The 20,307-nt window shown below is 44.0% G+C and carries 21 protein-coding genes; 9 read left to right on the top strand and 12 right to left on the bottom strand.

Annotated elements, in window-relative coordinates; translation table 11 throughout:
* Positions 1-139 precede the first annotated feature (139 nt).
* Entirely contained in the window at positions 140-331 is a 192-nt protein-coding gene (locus ACED60_RS21860; protein WP_371728467.1) for a hypothetical protein, read from the top strand.
* A gap of 87 nt (positions 332-418) precedes the next feature.
* On the opposite strand, the gene ispB is transcribed toward ACED60_RS21860, so the two are convergent.
* On the bottom strand, positions 419-1,390 hold the full coding sequence (ispB, locus tag ACED60_RS21855) for an octaprenyl diphosphate synthase (RefSeq protein WP_269335451.1): 972 nt from the start codon (positions 1,388-1,390) through the stop codon (positions 419-421).
* A gap of 268 nt (positions 1,391-1,658) precedes the next feature.
* Between ispB and rplU the strand changes: the two genes are divergently transcribed.
* The 6 genes from rplU (at position 1,659) to folA (ending at position 5,677) form a co-directional block, all read left to right on the top strand.
* Entirely contained in the window at positions 1,659-1,970 is a 312-nt protein-coding gene (rplU, locus tag ACED60_RS21850) for a 50S ribosomal protein L21 (RefSeq protein WP_004740823.1), read from the top strand.
* A 19-nt stretch (positions 1,971-1,989) separates the two neighbouring features.
* Entirely contained in the window at positions 1,990-2,247 is a 258-nt protein-coding gene (gene rpmA / locus ACED60_RS21845) for a 50S ribosomal protein L27 (protein ID WP_004735905.1), read from the top strand.
* A gap of 322 nt (positions 2,248-2,569) precedes the next feature.
* Entirely contained in the window at positions 2,570-3,748 is a 1,179-nt protein-coding gene (gene cgtA, locus ACED60_RS21840) for an Obg family GTPase CgtA (protein ID WP_371728466.1), read from the top strand.
* A 168-nt stretch (positions 3,749-3,916) separates the two neighbouring features.
* Positions 3,917-4,687 (top strand): threonine/serine exporter family protein, encoded by a 771-nt coding sequence (locus tag ACED60_RS21835; RefSeq protein ID WP_371728465.1) that lies wholly within the window; start codon positions 3,917-3,919, stop codon positions 4,685-4,687.
* Positions 4,684-5,157, top strand: a complete 474-nt coding sequence (locus tag ACED60_RS21830; RefSeq protein ID WP_371728464.1) for a threonine/serine exporter family protein — start codon at positions 4,684-4,686, stop codon at positions 5,155-5,157. The genes ACED60_RS21835 and ACED60_RS21830 overlap by 4 nt, the downstream gene beginning before the upstream one ends.
* Positions 5,158-5,197: 40 nt before the next feature.
* Positions 5,198-5,677 carry a type 3 dihydrofolate reductase gene (gene folA, locus ACED60_RS21825; RefSeq protein WP_371728463.1) on the top strand — a complete coding sequence of 160 codons (480 nt, stop codon included), beginning with the start codon at positions 5,198-5,200 and terminating at the stop codon, positions 5,675-5,677.
* Positions 5,678-5,741: 64 nt separating this feature from the next.
* Here the strand turns inward: folA and ACED60_RS21820 are convergent, their stop codons facing one another.
* The 6 genes from ACED60_RS21820 to lptD form a co-directional block, all read right to left on the bottom strand.
* On the bottom strand, positions 5,742-6,545 hold the full coding sequence (locus ACED60_RS21820) for a symmetrical bis(5'-nucleosyl)-tetraphosphatase (RefSeq protein WP_371728462.1): 804 nt from the start codon (positions 6,543-6,545) through the stop codon (positions 5,742-5,744).
* 31 nt (positions 6,546-6,576) lie between these two features.
* Positions 6,577-6,957, bottom strand: coding sequence for a Co2+/Mg2+ efflux protein ApaG (gene apaG / locus ACED60_RS21815; protein WP_017098907.1), 381 nt, complete (start codon positions 6,955-6,957; stop codon positions 6,577-6,579).
* A gap of 81 nt (positions 6,958-7,038) precedes the next feature.
* Positions 7,039-7,854 carry a 16S rRNA (adenine(1518)-N(6)/adenine(1519)-N(6))-dimethyltransferase RsmA gene (gene rsmA, locus ACED60_RS21810; RefSeq protein WP_009847826.1) on the bottom strand — a complete coding sequence of 272 codons (816 nt, stop codon included), beginning with the start codon at positions 7,852-7,854 and terminating at the stop codon, positions 7,039-7,041.
* Positions 7,851-8,840 carry a 4-hydroxythreonine-4-phosphate dehydrogenase PdxA gene (pdxA, locus tag ACED60_RS21805; protein WP_371728461.1) on the bottom strand — a complete coding sequence of 330 codons (990 nt, stop codon included), beginning with the start codon at positions 8,838-8,840 and terminating at the stop codon, positions 7,851-7,853. The genes rsmA and pdxA overlap by 4 nt, the downstream gene beginning before the upstream one ends.
* Positions 8,830-10,125 (bottom strand): peptidylprolyl isomerase SurA, encoded by a 1,296-nt coding sequence (gene surA / locus ACED60_RS21800; RefSeq protein ID WP_009847824.1) that lies wholly within the window; start codon positions 10,123-10,125, stop codon positions 8,830-8,832. Before surA ends, pdxA begins: the two co-directional genes overlap by 11 nt.
* A 43-nt stretch (positions 10,126-10,168) precedes the next feature.
* The gene (gene lptD / locus ACED60_RS21795) at positions 10,169-12,517 is read right to left on the bottom strand and encodes an LPS assembly protein LptD (RefSeq protein ID WP_017098911.1); all 2,349 of its coding nucleotides are present in this window, start codon (positions 12,515-12,517) and stop codon (positions 10,169-10,171) included.
* Between the two features lie 149 nt (positions 12,518-12,666).
* Between lptD and djlA the strand changes: the two genes are divergently transcribed.
* Together djlA and ACED60_RS21785 are read left to right on the top strand one after the other, a co-directional pair.
* Positions 12,667-13,521: a co-chaperone DjlA gene (gene djlA, locus ACED60_RS21790; RefSeq protein ID WP_017098912.1), complete on the top strand. Its 855-nt coding sequence runs from the start codon at positions 12,667-12,669 to the stop codon at positions 13,519-13,521.
* A gap of 58 nt (positions 13,522-13,579) precedes the next feature.
* On the top strand, positions 13,580-14,125 hold the full coding sequence (locus ACED60_RS21785; RefSeq protein ID WP_371728460.1) for a DUF924 family protein: 546 nt from the start codon (positions 13,580-13,582) through the stop codon (positions 14,123-14,125).
* A gap of 100 nt (positions 14,126-14,225) precedes the next feature.
* On the opposite strand, the gene ACED60_RS21780 is transcribed toward ACED60_RS21785, so the two are convergent.
* The 5 genes from ACED60_RS21780 to leuA all read right to left on the bottom strand — a co-directional run bounded on the left by ACED60_RS21780 (position 14,226) and on the right by leuA (position 20,097).
* The gene (locus tag ACED60_RS21780) at positions 14,226-15,008 is read right to left on the bottom strand and encodes a DUF547 domain-containing protein (protein WP_371728459.1); all 783 of its coding nucleotides are present in this window, start codon (positions 15,006-15,008) and stop codon (positions 14,226-14,228) included.
* Positions 15,009-15,213: 205 nt separating this feature from the next.
* A complete protein-coding gene (gene leuD / locus ACED60_RS21775) occupies positions 15,214-15,816 on the bottom strand; it encodes a 3-isopropylmalate dehydratase small subunit (RefSeq protein ID WP_371728458.1) in 603 nt (200 codons plus the stop codon).
* A gap of 14 nt (positions 15,817-15,830) precedes the next feature.
* The gene (leuC, locus tag ACED60_RS21770; protein WP_371728457.1) at positions 15,831-17,243 is read right to left on the bottom strand and encodes a 3-isopropylmalate dehydratase large subunit; all 1,413 of its coding nucleotides are present in this window, start codon (positions 17,241-17,243) and stop codon (positions 15,831-15,833) included.
* Positions 17,244-17,360: 117 nt separating this feature from the next.
* Entirely contained in the window at positions 17,361-18,452 is a 1,092-nt protein-coding gene (gene leuB / locus ACED60_RS21765; RefSeq protein ID WP_017098917.1) for a 3-isopropylmalate dehydrogenase, read from the bottom strand.
* A 97-nt stretch (positions 18,453-18,549) separates the two neighbouring features.
* Positions 18,550-20,097: a 2-isopropylmalate synthase gene (gene leuA / locus ACED60_RS21760; protein WP_009847816.1), complete on the bottom strand. Its 1,548-nt coding sequence runs from the start codon at positions 20,095-20,097 to the stop codon at positions 18,550-18,552.
* Positions 20,098-20,307 lie beyond the last annotated feature (210 nt).

The following is a 20,307-nucleotide window of genomic DNA, read 5'->3' as shown; positions in this document are numbered from 1 at the left end:
TCCCAGCCAAATATCCGTTCAGGTTCAAGCAATAATGCTTATCCGAACGGCATTAGATCATTGCGATCGGCTTTTTTGATCCTTGTATTCAATCCACTCGTAATCTTTTTCTAACCACGAAGAATTAGGGTATTGAACGATGACTAGAGTACAAAAAGGGATGAATGTTAACTATCTAGGTCGCTTGGGCAAGATATTGGTTATCGATGAGCAAGAGCAGTTCGTGTTGTTTGAGTCTTACAATAGTCATAAGCAATATGCAGTTCCGTTGGAAGAACTTGAAGAGATCGAAGCGCAACTACCTCTATCGTTAGAATCGAGTCGTTATTGAGACCCAGTGTATTATCTAGCAGGATCAAAAAAAGAGCCAACAGGCTCTTTTTTTTGTATAGCTGTCTACTTACTGCTTAGCCTCTATTTACTTGCTACGTTTTACTGCAAGGTGAGCTAGCGTAGTTAAAGCTTGCTTATATTCTGAATTAGGAAGAATAGAAAGCTCAGCAATGGCTTTATCAGCTTCTTCGTAGGCTTTATTGGTCGTGTACTCTAACGAGCCAGTCTCTTTCATGACAGACATAATGTCGTCGAGACGTTCCATACCATTAGCTTTTTCAATCGCTTCACGAATCATGCTTGCTTGGTCTGGGGAACCATTGCGCATTGCGTAAAGCAACGGTAACGTCGGTTTGCCTTCTGCTAGGTCATCACCAACATTTTTACCCATCTCTTTACCATCAGCGGTGTAGTCCATCACATCATCAATAAGCTGGAATGCTGTTCCTAGGTACTTACCGTAGTTTTGCATCGCCGTTTCGATCTCAGGTGTAGACTCTGTAAGAATTGCGCCGATTTGGGTTGCGGCTTCAAACAAACGAGCGGTCTTTGAATAGATCACCTGCATGTAGCTTTCTTCTGTGGTGTCTGGGTTGTTACAGTTCATCAATTGTTGAACTTCACCCTCGGCAATCACATTTACTGATTCGCTCATTAGCTCAAGGATCCTTAAAGATCCAAGCGTCGTCATCATCTGGAATGAGCGGGTGTAAATAAAATCACCAACCAAAACGCTAGCTGCATTACCAAAAGCCGCATTCGCTGTAGCTTTGCCACGTCGCATGTCTGATTCGTCGACAACATCGTCATGAAGCAGTGTTGCTGTGTGGATAAACTCAATAAAAGCGGCTGAGGTGATGTGAGCTTCACCTTGGTAACCAAGTGCACGAGCTGATAAAAGAGCAAGCAAAGGGCGTAGGCGTTTGCCACCACCGCTAACGATATAAAAACCAAGCTGGTTGATTAAACTTACGTCAGAATTAAGTTGGGCTTGAATTGTTTCATTCACTTTTGCCATATCATTGGCAGTAAGCGTTTGGATAGCTTTAAAATCCATTGTTCATCCGGCTGAAGTTAGACCCTGTAAGGCTTATACGTTGTATTTAATTGTTGAATAATACACTAAAAAACGTTGATTAATACATCACTTAAAGGCATCATTGCCGCACTTTTCTTTGGCGAACATGTTTTCGCCAATATTTTAAAAATATGGCTTGTCATAGCGGCATGATTCCCGTAGAATCTGCGCCCTATTGATTAGTTTAGCGCACACCCGAGTTGTAGAATTAACAACCATAGGCTGTGCGGAAAAAGCGGAGTAAAATATGTACGCTGTTTTCCAATCTGGTGGCAAACAACACCGAGTAAGCGAAGGTCAAACACTTCGTTTAGAGAAATTAGACGTTGAAACTGGTGCAACTGTAGAATTTGATAAAGTTCTTCTTGTTGCTAACGGCGAAGAAATCGCTGTTGGTGCACCTCTTGTTGAAGGTGGCAAGGTTACTGCAGAAGTAGTACAACACGGTCGTGGCGATAAAGTAAAAATCGTTAAGTTCCGTCGTCGTAAGCACTCGCGTAAGCAAGCTGGTCACCGTCAGTGGTTCACAGAAGTGAAAATCACTGGCATTAACGCTTAAGTATTAGGAGAGTTTAACAATGGCACATAAAAAAGCTGGCGGTTCTACTAATAACGGCCGCGATTCAGAAAGCAAACGTCTTGGTGTTAAGCGTTTTGGTGGTGAATCTGTTCTTGCAGGTAACATCATCGTTCGTCAACGTGGTACTAAGTTCCACGCTGGCACAAACGTTGGCATCGGTAAAGACCATACTCTTTTCGCTCTTACTGAAGGTAAAGTGAAATTTGCAGTAAAAGGTCCTAAAAACCGTAAGTTTGTAAGCATCGAAGCTGAGTAATTTAATCTTTTATTAGATTATTTATACTAGCTTTCAAGCTGAATTCAAAAGCCCTGCCGATTCGGCAGGGTTTTTTATTTATAGCGAGAATAAAAAAGTAGACGCTCTGGCTTTAGTTTGGGAAGCAGTTTGGTTTTTGATAAACAGTTTAGTTTTAAGAATCCGCTTGTTTTTTAAGAAACAGAAAGCAAAGAACCTCTCCTTATTTGTTCCTTGGTTGCAGATCGATCTAGATCTTAGGTGATCGATCTAAACACGGATCTGCTAGAATTTATATCACTCCTTGATGAGTGGTAACGCAACGTAAGTGCGGAGTTAAAAAATGAAATTCGTTGATGAAGCATCAGTAAAAATAGAAGCCGGTGATGGCGGTAATGGTACAGTAAGCTTTTGGCGCGAAAAATTCGTCGCTAAAGGTGGTCCTGACGGCGGTGATGGCGGTGATGGCGGTGATGTTTACATCCAAGCGGATGAGAACTTAAACACACTGATCGATTACCGTTTCCAACGTTTTTACAATGCAGAGCGTGGCGAAAATGGCCGCGGTGGTAACTGTACGGGTAAACGTGGTAAAGATATGACCATGAAAGTACCTGTAGGTACTCGTGCTGTTGATATCCACACTAATGAAATCGTTGCTGAAGTTGCTGAACATGGCAAAAAAGTAATGGTTGGTAAAGGTGGTTGGCACGGTCTTGGTAACACGCGTTTTAAGTCGTCGGTTAACCGTGCTCCTCGTCAAAAGACAATGGGTACTAAAGGTGAAGTTCGCGAACTGCGTTTAGAGCTTCTTCTATTAGCGGATGTTGGTATGCTTGGCTTGCCAAACGCTGGTAAATCTACTTTTATTCGCTCAGTATCTGCTGCGAAACCAAAAGTGGCTGATTACCCGTTTACCACGCTAATCCCTAGCTTAGGTGTGGTAAGTGTTGTCCCTGAGAAGAGTTTCGTCGTTGCCGATATCCCGGGTCTAATTGAAGGTGCAGCTGATGGCGCTGGTCTGGGTATTCGTTTCTTGAAACACCTTGAGCGTTGTCGCGTTCTTCTGCATATGATCGATATTTTGCCGATTGATGGTTCTGATCCTATTCAGAATGCACTGACGATCATTGACGAGCTTGAGCAGTACAGCGAAAAGGTAGCACAGAAACCTCGCTGGTTAGTATTCAACAAAGTTGATCTAATGCCTGAAGAAGAAGCGGACGAAAAGATTCAAGAAATCGTCGAAGCTTTAGGTTGGGAAGGCGAGTACTTCAAGATCTCTGCTGTAAACAAGATCGGTACGAAAGATCTTTGCTTTAAGCTGGGTGAGTTCATGGAGAACCTACCTCGTGAAGTTGAAGCAATTGAAGAAGAAGAGAAAGTTAACTTTATGTGGGATGACTACCATAAAGATGCGATGGCCGGTAAGAATGTCGTTACTGAAGATGAAGATGACGATGATTGGGATGACTGGGATGACGAAGAAGATGACGGTCATGTTATCTATGTTCGTGACTAAGCCTCAGAGTTTCTTATAGATACTTTGGTCGCTTCTTTCTAAAGCACACTGATAGTTTTACTAAACCGCAATGAAAATTGCGGTGTTTTTGTATCTAAATCATTATGTCTTATCGAATTTTAATGCAGAATTTGTTTCTAGATACTTTACGCCTATGGGAAGGAAATCATGGCATCAGAACAAAGAGCGATCTCAAGGTTAGTCGCTCAGTCAGGACAAATGTTATTGGCACACGGCGCCGAGAGCACACTGGTCGGTGATATTATGCGCCGCATCGGTATTGCTTGTGGGGTGAATGAGGTTGAAGTTGCACTGTCAGCCAATGCGTTGGTCGTGACAACAGTAATGGATGATCATTGCATAACGACTACTCGAAGCTGTGCTGATCGTGGCATTAACATGCAGGTTATCACCGACATTCAACGCATTTGCATCATGATGGAGAAGGGAATTCTCGATTATGATTTGGCGTATAAAAAGATTCAAAACATCAGCCCCGAGCGCTACAACCGTTGGTTAGTGGTTGTGATGATAGGGTTGTCGTGCGCCTCTTTTAGCCACCTTGCGGGCGGAGACTGGCAAGTCTTCATGATGACTTTTATTGCTTCAGCTTGCGGCATGATCGTCAGACAAGAAATTGGTCATCGCCATTTTAACCCCTTATTAAACTTTGCTATCACAGCGTTTGTTACGACAACTATTTCAGCGCAAGCGGTTCTTTATAACATCGGTGGCCAACCCACTATCGTGATGGCTTCTTCTGTGCTGATGCTTGTGCCCGGTTTCCCTTTAATTAACTCTGTTGCGGATATGCTTAAAGGCCATATCAATATGGGGCTCGCACGCTTTACCATGGCTAGTTTATTAACGTTGGCAACAAGCTTAGGCATTGTTGCTGCGATGAGCCTTTCAGACGTGTGGGGGTGGGTAAGCCAATGACTATCTTTGAATTATTGGTAGGCCTTCTGAACGATATGTTTTTTGCTGCCATACCTGCCGTCGGCTTTGCATTAGTTTTTAACGTACCACAACGAGCGTTGATCTACTGTGCTCTCGGAGGATCCATTGGCCACGGTAGCCGTTACTTAATGATGCATTTCGGCATTCCCATTGAATGGGCGACGTTCTTTGCTGCTACATTGGTCGGCATGATAGGGGTGCATTGGTCACATAAACTGTTGGCGCACCCAAAGGTATTTACCGTCGCCGCTTTGATTCCGATGGTTCCTGGAGTCTTTGCGTTCAAAGCGATGATCGCTATGGTAGAAATCAACCGAGCAGGGTATAACCCAGAGTTGCTCGCCATGTTGATGGAGAATTTCTTAAAATCGATGTTCATTATCGCAGGGCTAGCGGTTGGCTTGGCGGTGCCTGGGCTGTTATTCTACCGTCGTAGACCTATCGTCTAGCTTCAATTTTATTTTCGGGTAAGGACAGGACTTTCTATTTATGATCATCAGTATGATAGCGGCAATGGCAAACAACCGTGTAATTGGTAAAGATAATCAGATGCCATGGCATTTACCTGCAGATTTCGCATGGTTTAAACGCTCAACGATGGGGAAACCGGTAGTTATGGGGCGTAAGACCTATGATTCAATTGGACGCCCTCTACCAGGTCGATTGAATGTCGTAATTAGCCGCGATGAGAGCTTAGAGATTGAAGGAGTGACTACTGTTACTTCAATTGATCAAGCATTAGAAATTGTCAGTGACGTTGACGAAGTGATGATCATCGGTGGTGGTTCGATTTATGAAAGCTGTCTGCCTAAAGCGAACAAGCTCTATCTGACTTATATTGATTTTTATGTGGATGGCGACACGCAATTCCCTGATTGGGGTGAAGATTGGAAGTTAAGCTTTCGCGAGGCCTATCAAGCGGACGAGAAAAATAAACACAACATGGAGTTTGTGATTCTCGAGCGTTAAGCTCTGAAGTTAAAAACGTTTGCGTTACTGTAACAGTAACGCAAACTTCTCGTATCTCGTTTTTTTATAGCGCTTTTTGAGTAAAAAACTGTTTGTCTTCCCAGCGAAGTATCGTCAATTCTCCTCCCCACACGCATCCAGTATCAAGTCCAATTACATCTTTTCCGTTATAGCCTTCAAGCGCAGCCCAGTGTCCAAAAACAACGGTTTTATCGAGCTTTATGCGTTGCGGAAGGTCAAACCATGGCACTAGTGGTTCATCGGTAATTTCATTCGGTGGTAGCTTACATGCCATGTCGAGTCGGCCATCTTCAAAACAGAAGCGCATTCTTGTCAGGCTATTGATCGCATAGCGATAACGTTCGATGTCTTGCAACTCGTTGTTCCAGAGATCTGGCGTGTTGCTGTACATGTTCTCAATAAGCCACTGCCAACAGTTCGATTTCAGTAATGACGTTATCTCTCGATTCTCTGTACGTGCTTGTTCCAAGTCCCATTGAGGTGAGATGCCTGCATGTGTCATGACAAACTCTGGGTGCTCTTGCATCAAGGGTTGTTGTCTTAACCATTCCAGCAATTGGTCACGGTCTTCAGCATCAAGAATTGGTTGAGTCTTGTCTTTTGGTTTGGCTGAAAAGAGGCCTAAGGATACCGCAAGTAGATGTAAATCATGGTTACCCAATACCACCTTCGCTGAACTGCCAAGGCTACGAACAAAACGTAACGTCTCTAAGGATTTAGGGCCACGAGCAACTAAGTCTCCGGCGACCCATAACGTATCTTGTTGTTTATCAAAGTTGATGGTTTCAAGCAGTAACTGAAGCTCGTCGAAGCATCCTTGAATGTCTCCGACAATATAATTCGACACAGTATTTTCCTGTAAGTGGTAGAGATACGTACTAGTTAAGGATATTGGGGATAGCCAGTCTAAATGGGTCGACTTCTGTTATGAAATCAATGCCTTTATGATCGGTCATCACATAGTGACCTTGCATAACACCCACAGGGGTTTCGATGACCGTACCGCTGGTATATGTGTATTCGTCATTGGCTTCAATTACAGGCTGCTGTCCAACCACGCCATCACCTTCTATGGTGAGTTGTTTACCGTTAGAGTCGGTAATCAACCAGCGGCGAGACATAAGTTGTACCGTTGTTTTACTTAGATTTTTGATGGTAATGATGTAAGCGAAAACGTAGCGACTCTTAGATGGCTCTGATTGTTCTTCAATATATTTAGAATGAACTTGGCATTTGATACAAGGCGTAGATATATCCATATTCGCACCTTTTGTTGTTGGTATGCTTTAAGTATTACATAAAAAATAGGCTCCTCACCGAAGTGTAGGAGCCTTTTTCGATTATTTGTCAGCGTTGTGACTGTCGTGCAACCAGTTCGCCATATCGACAAACTGTTCGAGCGTCAGGTTCTCAGGGCGCATGCCAGGGTTTACACCTAGCTCTTCAAGCACTTCCTTGTCGATTAGGCTCTTGTAGCAGTTACGGACTGTTTTACGACGCTGGTTAAAGCCTTCGCGGCATACGCGATCTAACCACTTAAGATCTTTTGCCGGGTAAGGCAGTACTTCATAAGGCTGAAGGCGAACGACTGCAGAGTCTACTTTCGGTGGCGGAACAAATGCTGTTGGTGGCACTTCTAAAACAGGAGTGACTTTACAGTAATATTGAGCCATAACCGTTAGACGACCGTAAGCTTTAGTACCAGGACCCGCTGCTAATCGGTTAACGACTTCTTTTTGAAGCATAAAGTGCATGTCTTGCACGTCTTTATGGAACTCAAAAAGGTGGAACATCAATGGTGTAGAGATGTTGTATGGCAAGTTACCGAAGATACGCAGCTTGTTGTTTGGCTTAACAAGTTGTTCGAAATCGAACTTCATTGCATCGCCCTCATAGATCGTTAACTTTTCAGCAAGATCAGGGTGATTACGCAGACGTTCAGCAAGATCTCTATCCAGTTCAATTACTGTGAACTTGTCGACAAGCTTGCCAACAGGCTCAGTAATTGCGCCAAGACCAGGGCCGATTTCTACTAAGTTCTGGCCTGGTAGTGGGTTAATACTCGATACGATTCCATCAATAATGTATGGGTCGTTAAGGAAGTTTTGACCAAAACGTTTACGCGCTTTGTGCCCTAAGTGGACATCATTTCTCATTGCTTTTTCTCTACTAATTCAATGGCGTGCGTGAGCGCTGTTCTAAAGCTCCCTGTATCGGCTTGGCCTTTCCCTGCCAAGTCTAAGGCGGTACCGTGATCGACTGATGTGCGAATAAACGGTAAGCCAAGCGTGATGTTCACTGAGCGACCAAACCCTTTGTATTTCAATACCGGGAGTACTTGGTCGTGATACATACCTAAAACAGCATCTGCATCTTGCAAATATTTTTCATTAAAGATGGTGTCTGCTGGCAATGGGCCAACTAAATTAATACCATCTTTCTGGCGAATTTTTTCTAGCGTAGGGGTGATAGTTTCTATCTCTTCACGACCCAAACAACCATCTTCACCAGCATGTGGATTCAAACCACACACGTAGATAGTTGGTTTCTCAATAGCAAATTTTTCAACCAAGTCTTTATGCAGAATAGCAATGATTTGCTCTAATCTGTCTTCGGTCACTGCTTGAGATACATAAGCTAGCGGGATGTGCGTTGTTACTAGAGCAACACGCAGCCCTTTTGTTGCCAACATCATCACGACAAGTGGAGTATTGGACTTCTCTGCAAAGAACTCGGTATGGCCACTAAAAGCAACGCCAGCTCGGTTAATTACACCCTTGTGAACAGGGCCGGTGACAATAGCATCAAATTCATCATTCATACAGCCAATTGCTGCGGTTTCTAAAGTATTTAATACGTAATGACCGTTAGCCTCGTTGAGCTGGCCTGCAACTGCTGTTTCAGCTAGTGGAACGTGTTTCACAACCAATGTTCCAGAGCGTTGAGGTTGCTTGGGCGCGGTTGAATCGTAATCCAACAGCTCAACCTCAATCCCTAACATTTCAGCTCGCTCTGATAATAGGCTTTTATCCGCACAAACCACGAGCTGATGTGTCCAGCTTTCTTGGGATAATGCGAGAGTTAAATCTGGCCCAATTCCCGCCGGTTCACCTGCTGTAATGACAAGGCGTTTAGTTGTCATCTTGGTCATCCTCGACCACTTCAACAAAGGCGCTAGCTCTTACTTCTTGCAGCCAAGCACCGACTTCTTCGTTGAACTTACGGTTAAATAGAATTTGATAAGCTTTGTTTTTCAATGCTGAATCGGTACGGTCGACTTCGCGACGGTCTAGTACTTCAACAATGTGCCAACCGTGCACGGTTTTGAATGGCGCACTGATCTTACCTTCAGGTAGCGTTTCTACTTGGTGTTTGAACTCAGGAACGTATAAATCTGGAGTTTGGTAGCCTAACTCACCATCTTGTACTGCTGAACCTGGATCTTGGCTGTATTGCTGTGCAAGATCACCAAAGCTCGCTTCACCTGCGTTTACACGACGAGTGATTTCTTCAAGCTGCTCTTTCGCACCGTCATCACTTAAGATAACCGTTGGTTTAATCAAAATATGACGTGCATTAACTTCGGTAACTGCAACGGTTTCCAAACCTTTTACGTCTTCAATTTTTAGAATATGGAAGCCAACACCACTTCGGAAAGGACCGATGATGCTGCCTTTATTCTGCATTTTGATTTGGTCTGCAAAAATCGTAGGCATCTCTTCTTTACGCATCCAACCCCAATCACCACCTTGTAACGCTTTAGGGCCTTTAGAGTAAGTATATGCCATGGTGCTAAAGTCTTTGCCGTTGTTTAGCTCTTCCACTAAATCAGTCGCTTGTGCTTCTAATTCTTCTTTGGTTTGGTCATCATTGAATCGAAGTTGAATGTGGCCAATTTTGTATTGAACCGTCGCATTGGTTTCTTGCGCTAAAATGTCCGCTAGGTTGTCGACTTCTGCTGGAAGGATATTAATACGACGACGAACTAAAGCATTACGCGCTTCACTTGCCGCAATCTCTTTTCTTACTTGCTCACGAAATGCGTTGTAGCTAAGGCCTTCTTCAGCGACCGATGCAGTAAGTTGTTGTACTGTTTGGTTGTTATCTTTGGCAATGCCTTCAATCGCTTGATCCAGTCGAGCATCATCAATTCGAACCCCAATACGTTCCGCTTCTTGGGTCTGAATTGTATCGATGATCAGTTTTTCTAGAACTTGCTCATTCAATACATCTTGTGATGGTAATGTTTGTCCGCTTTTCTTCGCGTTTGCGCGCAGTGTTTTCATTGAAGTATCAATGTCACTTTGTAAGATCACGCCCTCGTTGACGATTACTTTTACGCTATCGAGTTCAACTGGTGCGGCATAGCTTGTTGATAAAGTACAAGCCGCTGCGATAGCTATTAATGTGCGTTTCCACAATGTCATGTGTAATCCTTTATATTTACCGATGTGTTATCAATAAAGAAAATTAGTTGTTTAAGAAGAATGGGCGACCATAGCTGAGTGCGTTACTTGAGCTTGTTTCACTTACTTCGCTTGAGTTTGAGCCTATGTTGGTACCAAAGCCAACAATACCGAAGTTAAAGCCAAAGTTTTTCTCGTATACTGGTGTCGCATTCGATGTGTTGATGTAATCACCTTCCCATCTACGCAATTGGTTACTATAGGTGAAGCCGATATACCAACAATCGGACTTGTAATTGAGTTTAGCTAACCACTCAAGGTTCTCTTCGGTTGTTAAATCATAGAAGTACTGAGCGCTGGCACTCCACTTACGTGAAATCTGGTAGGCTCCGAGTAATCCTGCTTGAGATATACCATCTTTAGTAATCGATCCAACATTAAAATCAACAGTGTCTTCGATATACTCTTTGGTTACGTAGCGGTAGTTGGTTTGGATATAACCACCAGAAAAACGGTACTCAATGGTGCTGTTGGCTAGTTGCATTGCTGTGGTATCGATGTCGTACTGAACCCCACCATGATAAAACAGGTAGTCGTCGTAATTAAAGTCGACTTCTACAGCCCAAGATGAGTAATTCGAGTTCTTATCTTTAGTATCAAGTGTTAGATGTTGTTTCGTATCTTTGTCGATATAAAAGATCTGTCCAAACGACACATTGAGTCGCTCTTTATACTCATCATCAAAGAAACGAGATGATGCACCGTAGCTTACTTGGTTAGCTGCAGCGATACGGTCTACACCACTGTATTTACGGCTTCTAAACAGGCCATAATAATCAGTCTGCAGAAGTGTCGTATCGTAAAGACCAATGTTGTTTTGATCTTCTTTTGGTACATACAGGTATTGAACTTGGGGTTCTAGAGTTTGAGTGTAGTTACCAATAACCTTGGTATCTCTTTCTAAAACGATACCAGCATGACTCCTAAATTCTGGGACAACTCGACTTACTGACTTTTCTAAATCTTTATATTTGTCACTTGTTGTATCAACACCATCAAGATCTTGTTGGTAGTAAGTACCAAGAAGTCGGGCTTCTGTGGTCCAAGTACCCCAAGTGTTGCCTACTGGAATTGTAATTCCCGGCTCAACGTGAATACGAGTTGCCGATGGTTTCCCTTTTGCATCTGTATCAAACAGAGACACATGGCTGACCAAGTCGAAATCTAAATACTCCATTACCTCCGGGGCATAATAGTTATATTCCAGCTGTGGGAGCAGGCGGTATGGAAGGTTGTTTGTCGTATTTGTGAGGACCTGAAAATCTCGCACAAGTACAGACGCATCCCAATTTTGAGAACGGTATGTAGCCTGCCCTTCTTGAAGAAGCTGGCCATCTTCACGGTTACCAATGCCGCTTCCGTTGACATCTGTGAAGTACTCGATATCGCCAACTTTTGAGTAATCAATTTCAAACAACCAAGATTCTTGGAATATTCCTGAGTGATTAAGTTGAGCCCCCCAACGTTTGCCTTTCTCTGGGTATTTTTTGTCATCAGGCAAGTATTCAGACTTAATCATCCCGGAACCAAAATCGCTTAAATATCTAAATTCACTGTTAAGCTGAGTACCACGCTCTTTCATGTGCTTAAAAGTGGTTTTGAGGTCATACTCTGGTGCCAAATTCCAATAAACAGGGATCTCAAATTCAAAACCATCACTTGAGCCATATGATACCGTTGGATATAAGAAGCCTGTTTTACGCGTATCACCAATCGGAACGGTTAAGTACGGCAGATAAAAAACAGGGACGCTCTGAATTTCAAACCTTGGGTTGTAGAACGTAGCCTCTTCTTCATTTTGGTCGACATCGATACTTGACGCTCTTAGTCGCCATGCATTGTCGCCGATAGGGCAAGAGGTGATTGAGCCATCTTCAATCTCATAAACCGCTTTTCCGGTTTTTGCGATGTAAACCGCATCTCCTCGCCCTTGCTCACAGAGGAACTCATAATCGGTATTTTCGAGCGTCATTTCATCGGTGGTCAGATTGTTAGTGGCTCTGTCTGCCACTGACTTTATTTGACCATCGCTAAAGTTTACGTTGCCTTCAGCTACAACGATATTTTCTTGTTGGTGAAGCGTTACATTGTCGGCAAGGATGGTTTTGTTTCCTTGGGTAACTCTTACATCACCTGAGTAGATTGCCTTGTCACCATTGATAGCCTCTAAGCGATCGGACTCAACATGAGCGGGAAGTTGTGTCTCGTTTTCTGCAGCGGGCTCGATCAAGCATTGATCTATAGAGGGCATTTCCTGCACACTACTATCTGTGATTGTTTCAGCTTGAGTTGTCGATACGTATAATGCCGTACTTATAGACGCGGCTAACAAGGTGCGGGAAAAAGATTGCATGAAGTTGAACTATCCTGTGTCACTAGATGAAGGGTTGATCTAGTATCAATCCAATTAATAAAGCATTTTCCTTATGATAAAGGAAATATTAGCATTCAGCATCATCAGACAGCATTACTCAGACAAAATTCATAGATAGAGAACACATAATGCAAATATTTGGCAAAATTTTGGGCGCTTTTTTTGGTTTTTTATTTGGGGGGCCGCTCGGTTTAGTTTTTGGCCTATTTTTAGGGCACCAGTTCGATAAAGCTCGCCGATTGAACCAATCGGGCTTCAATAGCTCTGGTTTTGGCCGAGGTCCAAGCCAAGCTGAAAGACAAAACGAGTTTTTCAAATCTGCTTTTGCGGTTATGGGACACGTTGCTAAAGCTAAGGGGCAGGTTACACCAGAAGAGATTCAGCTCGCTTCTACAATGATGGAGCGTATGAACCTGCATGGCGAACAACGTAAAGCGGCTCAAGATGCTTTCCGTGGCGGCAAGGAGAGTGACTTCCCGTTAAGCGATGTGCTTGAGCGTGTGAAGATCTCATCGGGTGGCCGTTTTGATCTCCTGCAGTTTTTTTTAGAGCTACAAGTATCTGCTGCATTTGCTGATGGAAGTTTGCACCCTAGTGAACGTCAGGTTTTGCATAAGATAGCGCAAGGCCTTGGCTTTTCAGCAGAGCAACTAGAGCGTCGTTTGCAGATGCAAGAAGCTGCATTCCGTTTTCAACAGCAGGGTGGAAGCTTTGGTGGCCATCAAGGGCATGGGCAATCATCGGGTTGGCAACAGGCTTCGCAACAAAACCAACTGGCCGATGCGTTTAAAGTTCTCGGTGTGAGTGAAAGTGCCGACGGTAAAGAGGTGAAGAAAGCTTACCGCAAGCTGATGAATGAGCATCACCCAGATAAACTGATGGCGAAGGGTTTGCCACCAGAAATGATGAATGTCGCGAAAGAAAAATCGCAAGAAATTCAGAATGCTTATGATCTGATAAAGAAAGTAAAAGGTTTTAAGTAATCGAACATAGACCGAGTCATACTATTAAATGATTCGGTTTTTTATTAAAGGGAATTATATGACGGTAACGTATCAGGATGTTCTAGAGTTTTGGTTCGATGAATTGACGCCAAAAGACTGGTTTACTGGCGGCGAAGAAATTGATGCTTTAATAGAATCTCGTTTTGCTGAACTGCACAAAGCAGTTATCCAAGGTGAGCTATTTGAATGGCGACAAAACGCACAAGGGCGCTTGGCAGAGATTATCGTGCTTGATCAGTTTTCTAGAAATATTGGCAGAAACAGTCCGACAGCTTTTTCGGCTGACCCAATGGCGTTGGCTCTAGCCCAAGAGGCGGTAGCGGGTGGTTTTGATCACCAGCTTAACGAGCAACAAAAAAGCTTCCTGTATATGCCTTATATGCACAGTGAGTCTTTGCTGATGCATGAACAGGCTGTGATGCTTTTTTCCCAGACAGGCTTAGAGAATAACTTGGATTTTGAGTTTAAGCATAAGGTCATTATTGAGCGTTTTGGTCGCTACCCTCACCGTAATGAGGTGTTAGGTAGAGCTTCGACTCCTGAAGAGGCTGAGTTCTTGCAGCAACCGGGTTCAAGCTTTTAATTGTAGAAATACGGTTCAATAGATAAAAAAGAGGCAAGTGGTTAATAAAAACCTCTAGCCTCTTTTTGTTTAGCTTCATTCATGAGCTTTAATGTTAAAACTAGTTCGCTTGGTTAAGTGACCAATTATAGTCATAGCTGATTTTGTGAGTATTCGTGATAGGTTGAGTTCGATATTGGTCTAAGTGCTGAATGAGCTGTTTCTCTGTACCAAAATCCACAGCAAACCATTCGTAAATCGATGATAGTTGGAGCTTATTACCTTTAACCCACACACCTTTGTCACTATTAACAAACTCAGAGGCTGCTTGTTCTAGTAGAGTCTCGGTGTTGTCAGTCGTAAATGCTTGAAGTTGTAAGTTAGGGCAACCCAAACTCGCACAATTCACCGCATAATGAGTGCGCGGATCTTGCCAAATCGGTCTTAAAATTCGATGTTCAATGTCATTGAGTGTCAGTGACTTCCCGTTAACGACGACGACATCATCTCCCCATGGCCCAAAACTAAATAGTCCGCCAAGTTTAGTGATGGATTTGATCGGGTAGGCATCAAGAATCAAATCGACAGTCACGGCGTTATATAGATTAACCCAATAGGCATACTGTTCCGCTTTTGGATAGTCGAGTGGGGCAATCTGTTCAAGTCGGCTTATGTACTGCCTGAGTTTGGCCTTATCGGCAGTGCTCACTGCTTGGTAGCGAACTAGGGTGTTTTGACCTTGTTGAACTAAGTAGTTGTCGAGGAACAGCTGCCAATCTTGATGAGATACCTGTTCTAGATTGGTTTCGTTACTTTGATTCCAGTATGGCCAAAGATCGGATTTAGGCGCAGACCAAGCTAACGTTGAGAAAAGTAGGCTGACAATAAAAAGTAGTTGTTTCATGGCATTCTCCTGATGACTGACTACTAAGACCTTATGCTTTGCGATTTTCTTTCATGGCTTTTCAGTTAAATAGCGGAACTGATCTAAATAAAGGGCTGAGCTTAATAAGCACATTAAGCTAAAAGCTTAGCCAAATAAAAAAGGTTGGCGCTAGGCCAACCTTTTTATATGAACACAAAACTGTGTGATTCTACTTCAAGACTTCTTATTTCAGGAAGCTAGGAATCTTAGCTTCAAACTCTGAAATCTTATCGGCGTGCTGAAGTGTTAGGCCGATGTTATCTAGGCCATTCAGCAAGCAGTGACGACGGAACTCATCAATTTCAAACGAGTATTCTTTACCGTTCGCACTGACTTTCATTGCTTCTAAATCAACGTCGATCTCAGCACCTTCATTCGCTTCTACGAACTGGAAAATCTCATCAACTTCCTGCTCTGTAAGACGAACAGGAACCATCTGGTTGTTGATCGAGTTACCGTAGAAAATATCGGCAAAGCTTGGCGCGATCATCACTTGAAGACCGTAATCGGCAAGCGCCCAAGGTGCGTGCTCACGAGATGAACCACAACCGAAGTTTTCACGAGCCAGTAGAATTGAAGCGCCTTTATAGCGTGGTGCATTCATTACAAACTCAGGATTTGGCTGCTGGCCAGCGTCATCTAGAAAACGCCAATCGTGGAACAAGTGCTTACCAAAACCGATACGGTTCACTTTCTGTAGAAACTGCTTTGGAATGATCGCATCAGTATCGATGTTGGCCGTATCTAGAGGAACGACTAATCCGGTGTGTTGTTGAAAACCTGACATGTTAAATCCTCTAATTAAAGTTCACGAATATCGACAAAGTGACCAGCGATTGCTGCTGCGGCTGCCATTGCTGGGCTAACTAGGTGCGTACGACCATCACGGCCTTGGCGACCTTCAAAGTTACGGTTTGATGTAGAAGCACAGCGCTCTTGTGGACCAAGGCGGTCGTTGTTCATTGCAAGACACATAGAACAACCTGGCAAACGCCATTCAAAGCCGGCTTCTTTAAAGATTACATCTAAGCCTTCAGCTTCAGCTTGTGCTTTAACTTGCTCAGAGCCCGGAACGATCAATGCTTGAACATGTTTCGCTACTTGGCGTCCTTTCGCTACTGCTGCAGCTGCACGCATGTCTTCGATACGCGAGTTAGTACAAGAACCTACGAAGACTTTATCGATGTTGTAATCCGATAGTGATTTACCCGCTTCAAGGCCCATGTACGCCAGAGCCTTTTCTGCTGAAGCTTTTTCAACAGGATCTGCAAAGCTTTCTGGTGCAGGGATTGGCGTGTCTACCGAGATAACCTGACCTGGGTTAGTGCCCCAAGTCACTTGTGGCTTGATGTCTGCTGCTTCTAGCGTAACAACCGCATCGAACTTTGCATCAGCATCGGTTTTTAGCGTATCCCAGTATTGTATTGCTGCTTCTAAGTCTTCACCTTGTGGAGAGAACTTACGACCTTTGATGTATTCATATGTCGTTGCATCTGGAGCGATTAAGCCTGCTTTAGCGCCTAGCTCGATTGCCATGTTACATACCGTCATACGACCTTCCATTGTAAGGTCGGTAATTGCCTCACCACAGAATTCAACCACGTAGCCTGTACCGCCAGCAGCCGTTGTTTTACCGATGATCGCTAGTACGATGTCTTTTGCAGTGATGCCCGGAGCAACCTTGCCTTTTACTTCGATCTTCATGGTTTTTGCGCGAGCTTGTTTTAGCGTTTGAGTAGCTAGAACGTGCTCAACTTCTGAAGTACCTATACCGAATGCTAGTGAACCAAATGCACCGTGTGTAGCCGTATGCGAGTCACCACATACGATGGTCATGCCCGGTAGCGTAATACCTAGCTCAGGACCCATTACGTGCACAATACCTTGGTATTTGTGGTTTAGATCGTAAAGCGTGACACCAAACTCTTCACAGTTCTTCGATAGCGTTTCCATTTGGATACGAGCCATCTCACCAGAGGCGTTGATGTCTTTCGTTTGTGTCGATACGTTGTGATCCATGGTTGCAAAAGTTTTGCCTACTTGGCGAACTTTACGACCTTTTTCACGTAGGCCATCAAAGGCTTGTGGCGACGTTACTTCGTGGACTAAGTGGCGATCGATATAAAGAATTGGCGTTTCGCCCTTCGCTGCAACCGCAACGTGAGCGTCATAAACTTTTTCGTATAAGGTTTTTGCTTGCTGGTTTGTCGACATAGCTTTTCTTCCTTGGGAGCATCAGTCCCAGTGTTTGTTTCTAGCCAAGTCATACTGTCTAAGCTGACTTGGCTTGATATTATTCTTATGTACTTGCTTTTAATCTAAGCATCTAGCTTATGAAGCTAAGATGTACTCAGCGATCTTGTCACCCATTTCTGAGGTAGTCAGCGCTTGGTTCTTGCCTGCAAGGTCTGCAGTTAGCTCGCCTGCAGAAAGTGCTTTAGAGACCGCTGTTTCGATGTCTTGCGCTGCCGCTTCTTCGCCTAGGCTGTAACGAAGCATTAGCGCTGCCGAAAGAATTTGCGCGACTGGGTTCGCAATGTTCTTACCTGCGATATCTGGAGCGCTGCCACCTGCAGGTTCGTATAGACCGAAGTTACTTTCGTTCAAGCTTGCAGAAGGAAGCATACCCATAGAACCCGTGATCATTGCGCACTCATCAGAGATGATGTCACCGAAGATGTTTGAACATAGCATTACGTCAAACTGAGATGGGTCTTTGATTAGCTGCATGGTCGCGTTGTCGATGTACATGTGGTTTAGCGTGACATCTGGGTAATCTTTTGCGATTTCTTCAACCACTTCACGCCATAAGATAGAGCTCTGCAGAACGTTTGCTTTGTCGATTGAGTAAACGTTTTTGTTACGTAGACGTGCAGATTCAAACGCAATCTTTGCAATACGTTCGATCTCGTAACGGTGATAAACCTCTGTATCAAAAGCTTTCTCAGTTGCGCCTTCGCCTTCACGACCTTTAGGTTGGCCGAAGTAGATGCCGCCTGTTAGTTCACGAACTACAACGATATCGAAGCCGTTACCTGAGATGTCAGCACGCAAAGGAGAGAAAGACTCTAGACCTTTGTGGATTTGTGCAGGACGTAGGTTACAGAACAGTTGGAAGTGTTTACGTAGAGGAAGTAGGGCACCACGCTCTGGTTGATCGTTTGGTGGGAGATGTTCCCACTTAGGTCCGCCAACCGAGCCAAATAGTACTGCGTCAGATTCTTCACAGCCCGTTACTGTCGCTTCTGGAAGTGGACAGCCGTGATTATCAATTGCGATACCACCAACATCATACTCTTCGCGAGAAAAGCTAATCGCGTGCTTCTTTTCAATCGCGTCTAGCACTTTATGTGCTTGCTGCATTACTTCTGGGCCAATGCCATCACCAGGTAGTACGGCAATCTTGTATGATTTATCTGTCATGTTAATCCTTTAATTCTTGTTACTGAGCTTTTTGGCTCGTTTTAAATTTTGTCCCTAAAGCCAACAACATCGGCTCTAGGGCTCTGTTATTGGGGTCTTAAACTGTCGCGAATTTTTGCTGCTTCATTTCAGCAATAGTGTCTGCGCGTTGAATGCTATTGATAACGTGTAGCAACGCTTGACCAGAAGCTTCAACGATATCGGTTGAAACGCCAGTACCGTGGTACTTACGGCCTTTATAGTTAGCAATGATGTCCGCTTGACCTAAGCCATCTTCGCCTTCACCTTTTGCAGTTAGGTCGAACTTATCCAACGCTATTTCGTAGCCTGTTAAGCGGTAGATACATTGGTATAAAGCATCAACAGGGCCATTGCCGACAGCGGCTTCGCATTTCTCTTCATCACCACATTGCAGTTTGATGCTGGTGGTAGACATAACACTACCAGATTGTACGCTTAGGTAGTTAAGTTTATAGAAGTCATCTTCATCACGTAGATTCGCGAAGTGCATCAATGCTTCTAGGTCGTAATCGAACACTTGGCCTTTACGGTCAGCAAGCTTCAAGAAGTCTTCGTACAATGAATCTAGGTTGTACTCATTATCTTTATAACCCATAGCGTCCATGTGGCTCTTAACAGCGGCTCGGCCACTACGGCTTGTTAGGTTCAAGGCTTTGTTTTTCAAGCCAATAGACTCAGGCGTCATGATCTCGTAAGTGTTCTTGTTCTTTAGCATGCCATCTTGGTGAATACCTGAAGAGTGGCTGAATGCGTTAGCACCGACGATTGCTTTGTTGTCTTGAATTGGCATGTGGCAAAGCTGACTTACCAACTTACTGGTACGGTGGATCTCCTTGTGATCCAAGCCAGTATGAACACCCAAAAGCTCTTGACGAGTTTTGATGATCATTGCGATTTCTTCTAGAGAACAGTTACCAGCACGTTCGCCAATACCATTGATTGTGCCTTCAATTTGACGAGCGCCCGCTTGCACAGCAGCAATTGAGTTTGCAACCGACATACCTAAGTCATCGTGACAGTGAACAGAGATGATCGCTTGGTCGATGTTGGGTACGCGATCGAATAGCGTCTTGATAATGCCACCAAACTCATTTGGTACTGTGTAGCCCACTGTGTCTGGAATGTTGATGGTTTTCGCGCCTGCGTTAATCGCGGCTTCAACCATGCGACATAGGTTGTCGATAGGGGTACGGCCGGCATCTTCACAAGAGAATTCAACATCATCGGTATAGTTACGAGCGTGCTTGACTGCTTTCACTGCCATCTCTACTACGTCATCGTAGCTGCGGCGTAATTTGTCTTGTACGTGAACCGTTGATGTTGAGATGAAGGTATGAATACGGAACTGGTCAGCAACTTTAAGCGCTTCGGCAGCGGCATCGATATCTTTCGCTACGGCACGAGAAAGCGCACAAATACGGCTGTCTTTGATGTGTTTAGCGATGGTTTGTACTGACTCAAAATCACCCGGAGAAGAAATAGGGAAGCCAGCTTCGATAACATCTACACCCAGTCTCTCAAGAGCATAAGCGATCTGTAACTTCTCTTTTACCGTAAGGCTTGCAGCCAATGCTTGCTCGCCGTCACGTAAGGTAGTATCAAAAATTATTACTTGATCGTTCATGGGTGCTTCCTTATATCGATAATGAATCGATTGCTATCCAAATTATTATTAAGAATGATGTTCTTTTAAAAGTGCCAGTTACAAAAAAACCCGCTCAGTGCGGGTTTTAATATTTGTGTAGTTCTTGACCCACAACTTACCCGCGCGATTGGTTCACGATAAGGAGAAGTTTCAGCAGTAGAGAAGAAGAAAAAATCATTACACAAATAT

The sequence above is a fragment of the Vibrio sp. 1F279 genome (assembly GCF_041439815.1).
Classification (GTDB): Bacteria; Pseudomonadota; Gammaproteobacteria; order Enterobacterales; family Vibrionaceae; genus Vibrio; species Vibrio tasmaniensis_A.
Note: the sequence above shows the minus strand (reverse complement) of the source record. Positions and strands in the feature narration are given on the sequence as shown.

Excerpts from the sequence above, each read along its gene's own strand:
- lptD (WP_017098911.1), bottom strand. The coding sequence starts at position 12,517 with ATGCAATCTTTTTCCCGCACCTTGTTAGCCGCGTCTATAAGTACGGCA.
- cgtA (WP_371728466.1), top strand. The coding sequence starts at position 2,570 with ATGAAATTCGTTGATGAAGCATCAGTAAAAATAGAAGCCGGTGATGGC.
- leuB (WP_017098917.1), bottom strand. The coding sequence starts at position 18,452 with ATGACAGATAAATCATACAAGATTGCCGTACTACCTGGTGATGGCATT.
- rpmA (WP_004735905.1), top strand. The coding sequence starts at position 1,990 with ATGGCACATAAAAAAGCTGGCGGTTCTACTAATAACGGCCGCGATTCA.
- ACED60_RS21780 (WP_371728459.1), bottom strand. The coding sequence starts at position 15,008 with ATGAAACAACTACTTTTTATTGTCAGCCTACTTTTCTCAACGTTAGCT.
- ACED60_RS21785 (WP_371728460.1), top strand. The coding sequence starts at position 13,580 with ATGACGGTAACGTATCAGGATGTTCTAGAGTTTTGGTTCGATGAATTG.
- surA (WP_009847824.1), bottom strand. The coding sequence starts at position 10,125 with ATGACATTGTGGAAACGCACATTAATAGCTATCGCAGCGGCTTGTACT.
- leuC (WP_371728457.1), bottom strand. The coding sequence starts at position 17,243 with ATGTCGACAAACCAGCAAGCAAAAACCTTATACGAAAAAGTTTATGAC.
- rplU (WP_004740823.1), top strand. The coding sequence starts at position 1,659 with ATGTACGCTGTTTTCCAATCTGGTGGCAAACAACACCGAGTAAGCGAA.
- djlA (WP_017098912.1), top strand. The coding sequence starts at position 12,667 with ATGCAAATATTTGGCAAAATTTTGGGCGCTTTTTTTGGTTTTTTATTT.
- leuD (WP_371728458.1), bottom strand. The coding sequence starts at position 15,816 with ATGTCAGGTTTTCAACAACACACCGGATTAGTCGTTCCTCTAGATACG.
- pdxA (WP_371728461.1), bottom strand. The coding sequence starts at position 8,840 with ATGACAACTAAACGCCTTGTCATTACAGCAGGTGAACCGGCGGGAATT.
- ispB (WP_269335451.1), bottom strand. The coding sequence starts at position 1,390 with ATGGATTTTAAAGCTATCCAAACGCTTACTGCCAATGATATGGCAAAA.
- apaG (WP_017098907.1), bottom strand. The coding sequence starts at position 6,957 with ATGGATATATCTACGCCTTGTATCAAATGCCAAGTTCATTCTAAATAT.
- ACED60_RS21835 (WP_371728465.1), top strand. The coding sequence starts at position 3,917 with ATGGCATCAGAACAAAGAGCGATCTCAAGGTTAGTCGCTCAGTCAGGA.
- leuA (WP_009847816.1), bottom strand. The coding sequence starts at position 20,097 with ATGAACGATCAAGTAATAATTTTTGATACTACCTTACGTGACGGCGAG.
- ACED60_RS21830 (WP_371728464.1), top strand. The coding sequence starts at position 4,684 with ATGACTATCTTTGAATTATTGGTAGGCCTTCTGAACGATATGTTTTTT.
- folA (WP_371728463.1), top strand. The coding sequence starts at position 5,198 with ATGATCATCAGTATGATAGCGGCAATGGCAAACAACCGTGTAATTGGT.
- rsmA (WP_009847826.1), bottom strand. The coding sequence starts at position 7,854 with ATGAGAAATGATGTCCACTTAGGGCACAAAGCGCGTAAACGTTTTGGT.
- ACED60_RS21860 (WP_371728467.1), top strand. The coding sequence starts at position 140 with ATGACTAGAGTACAAAAAGGGATGAATGTTAACTATCTAGGTCGCTTG.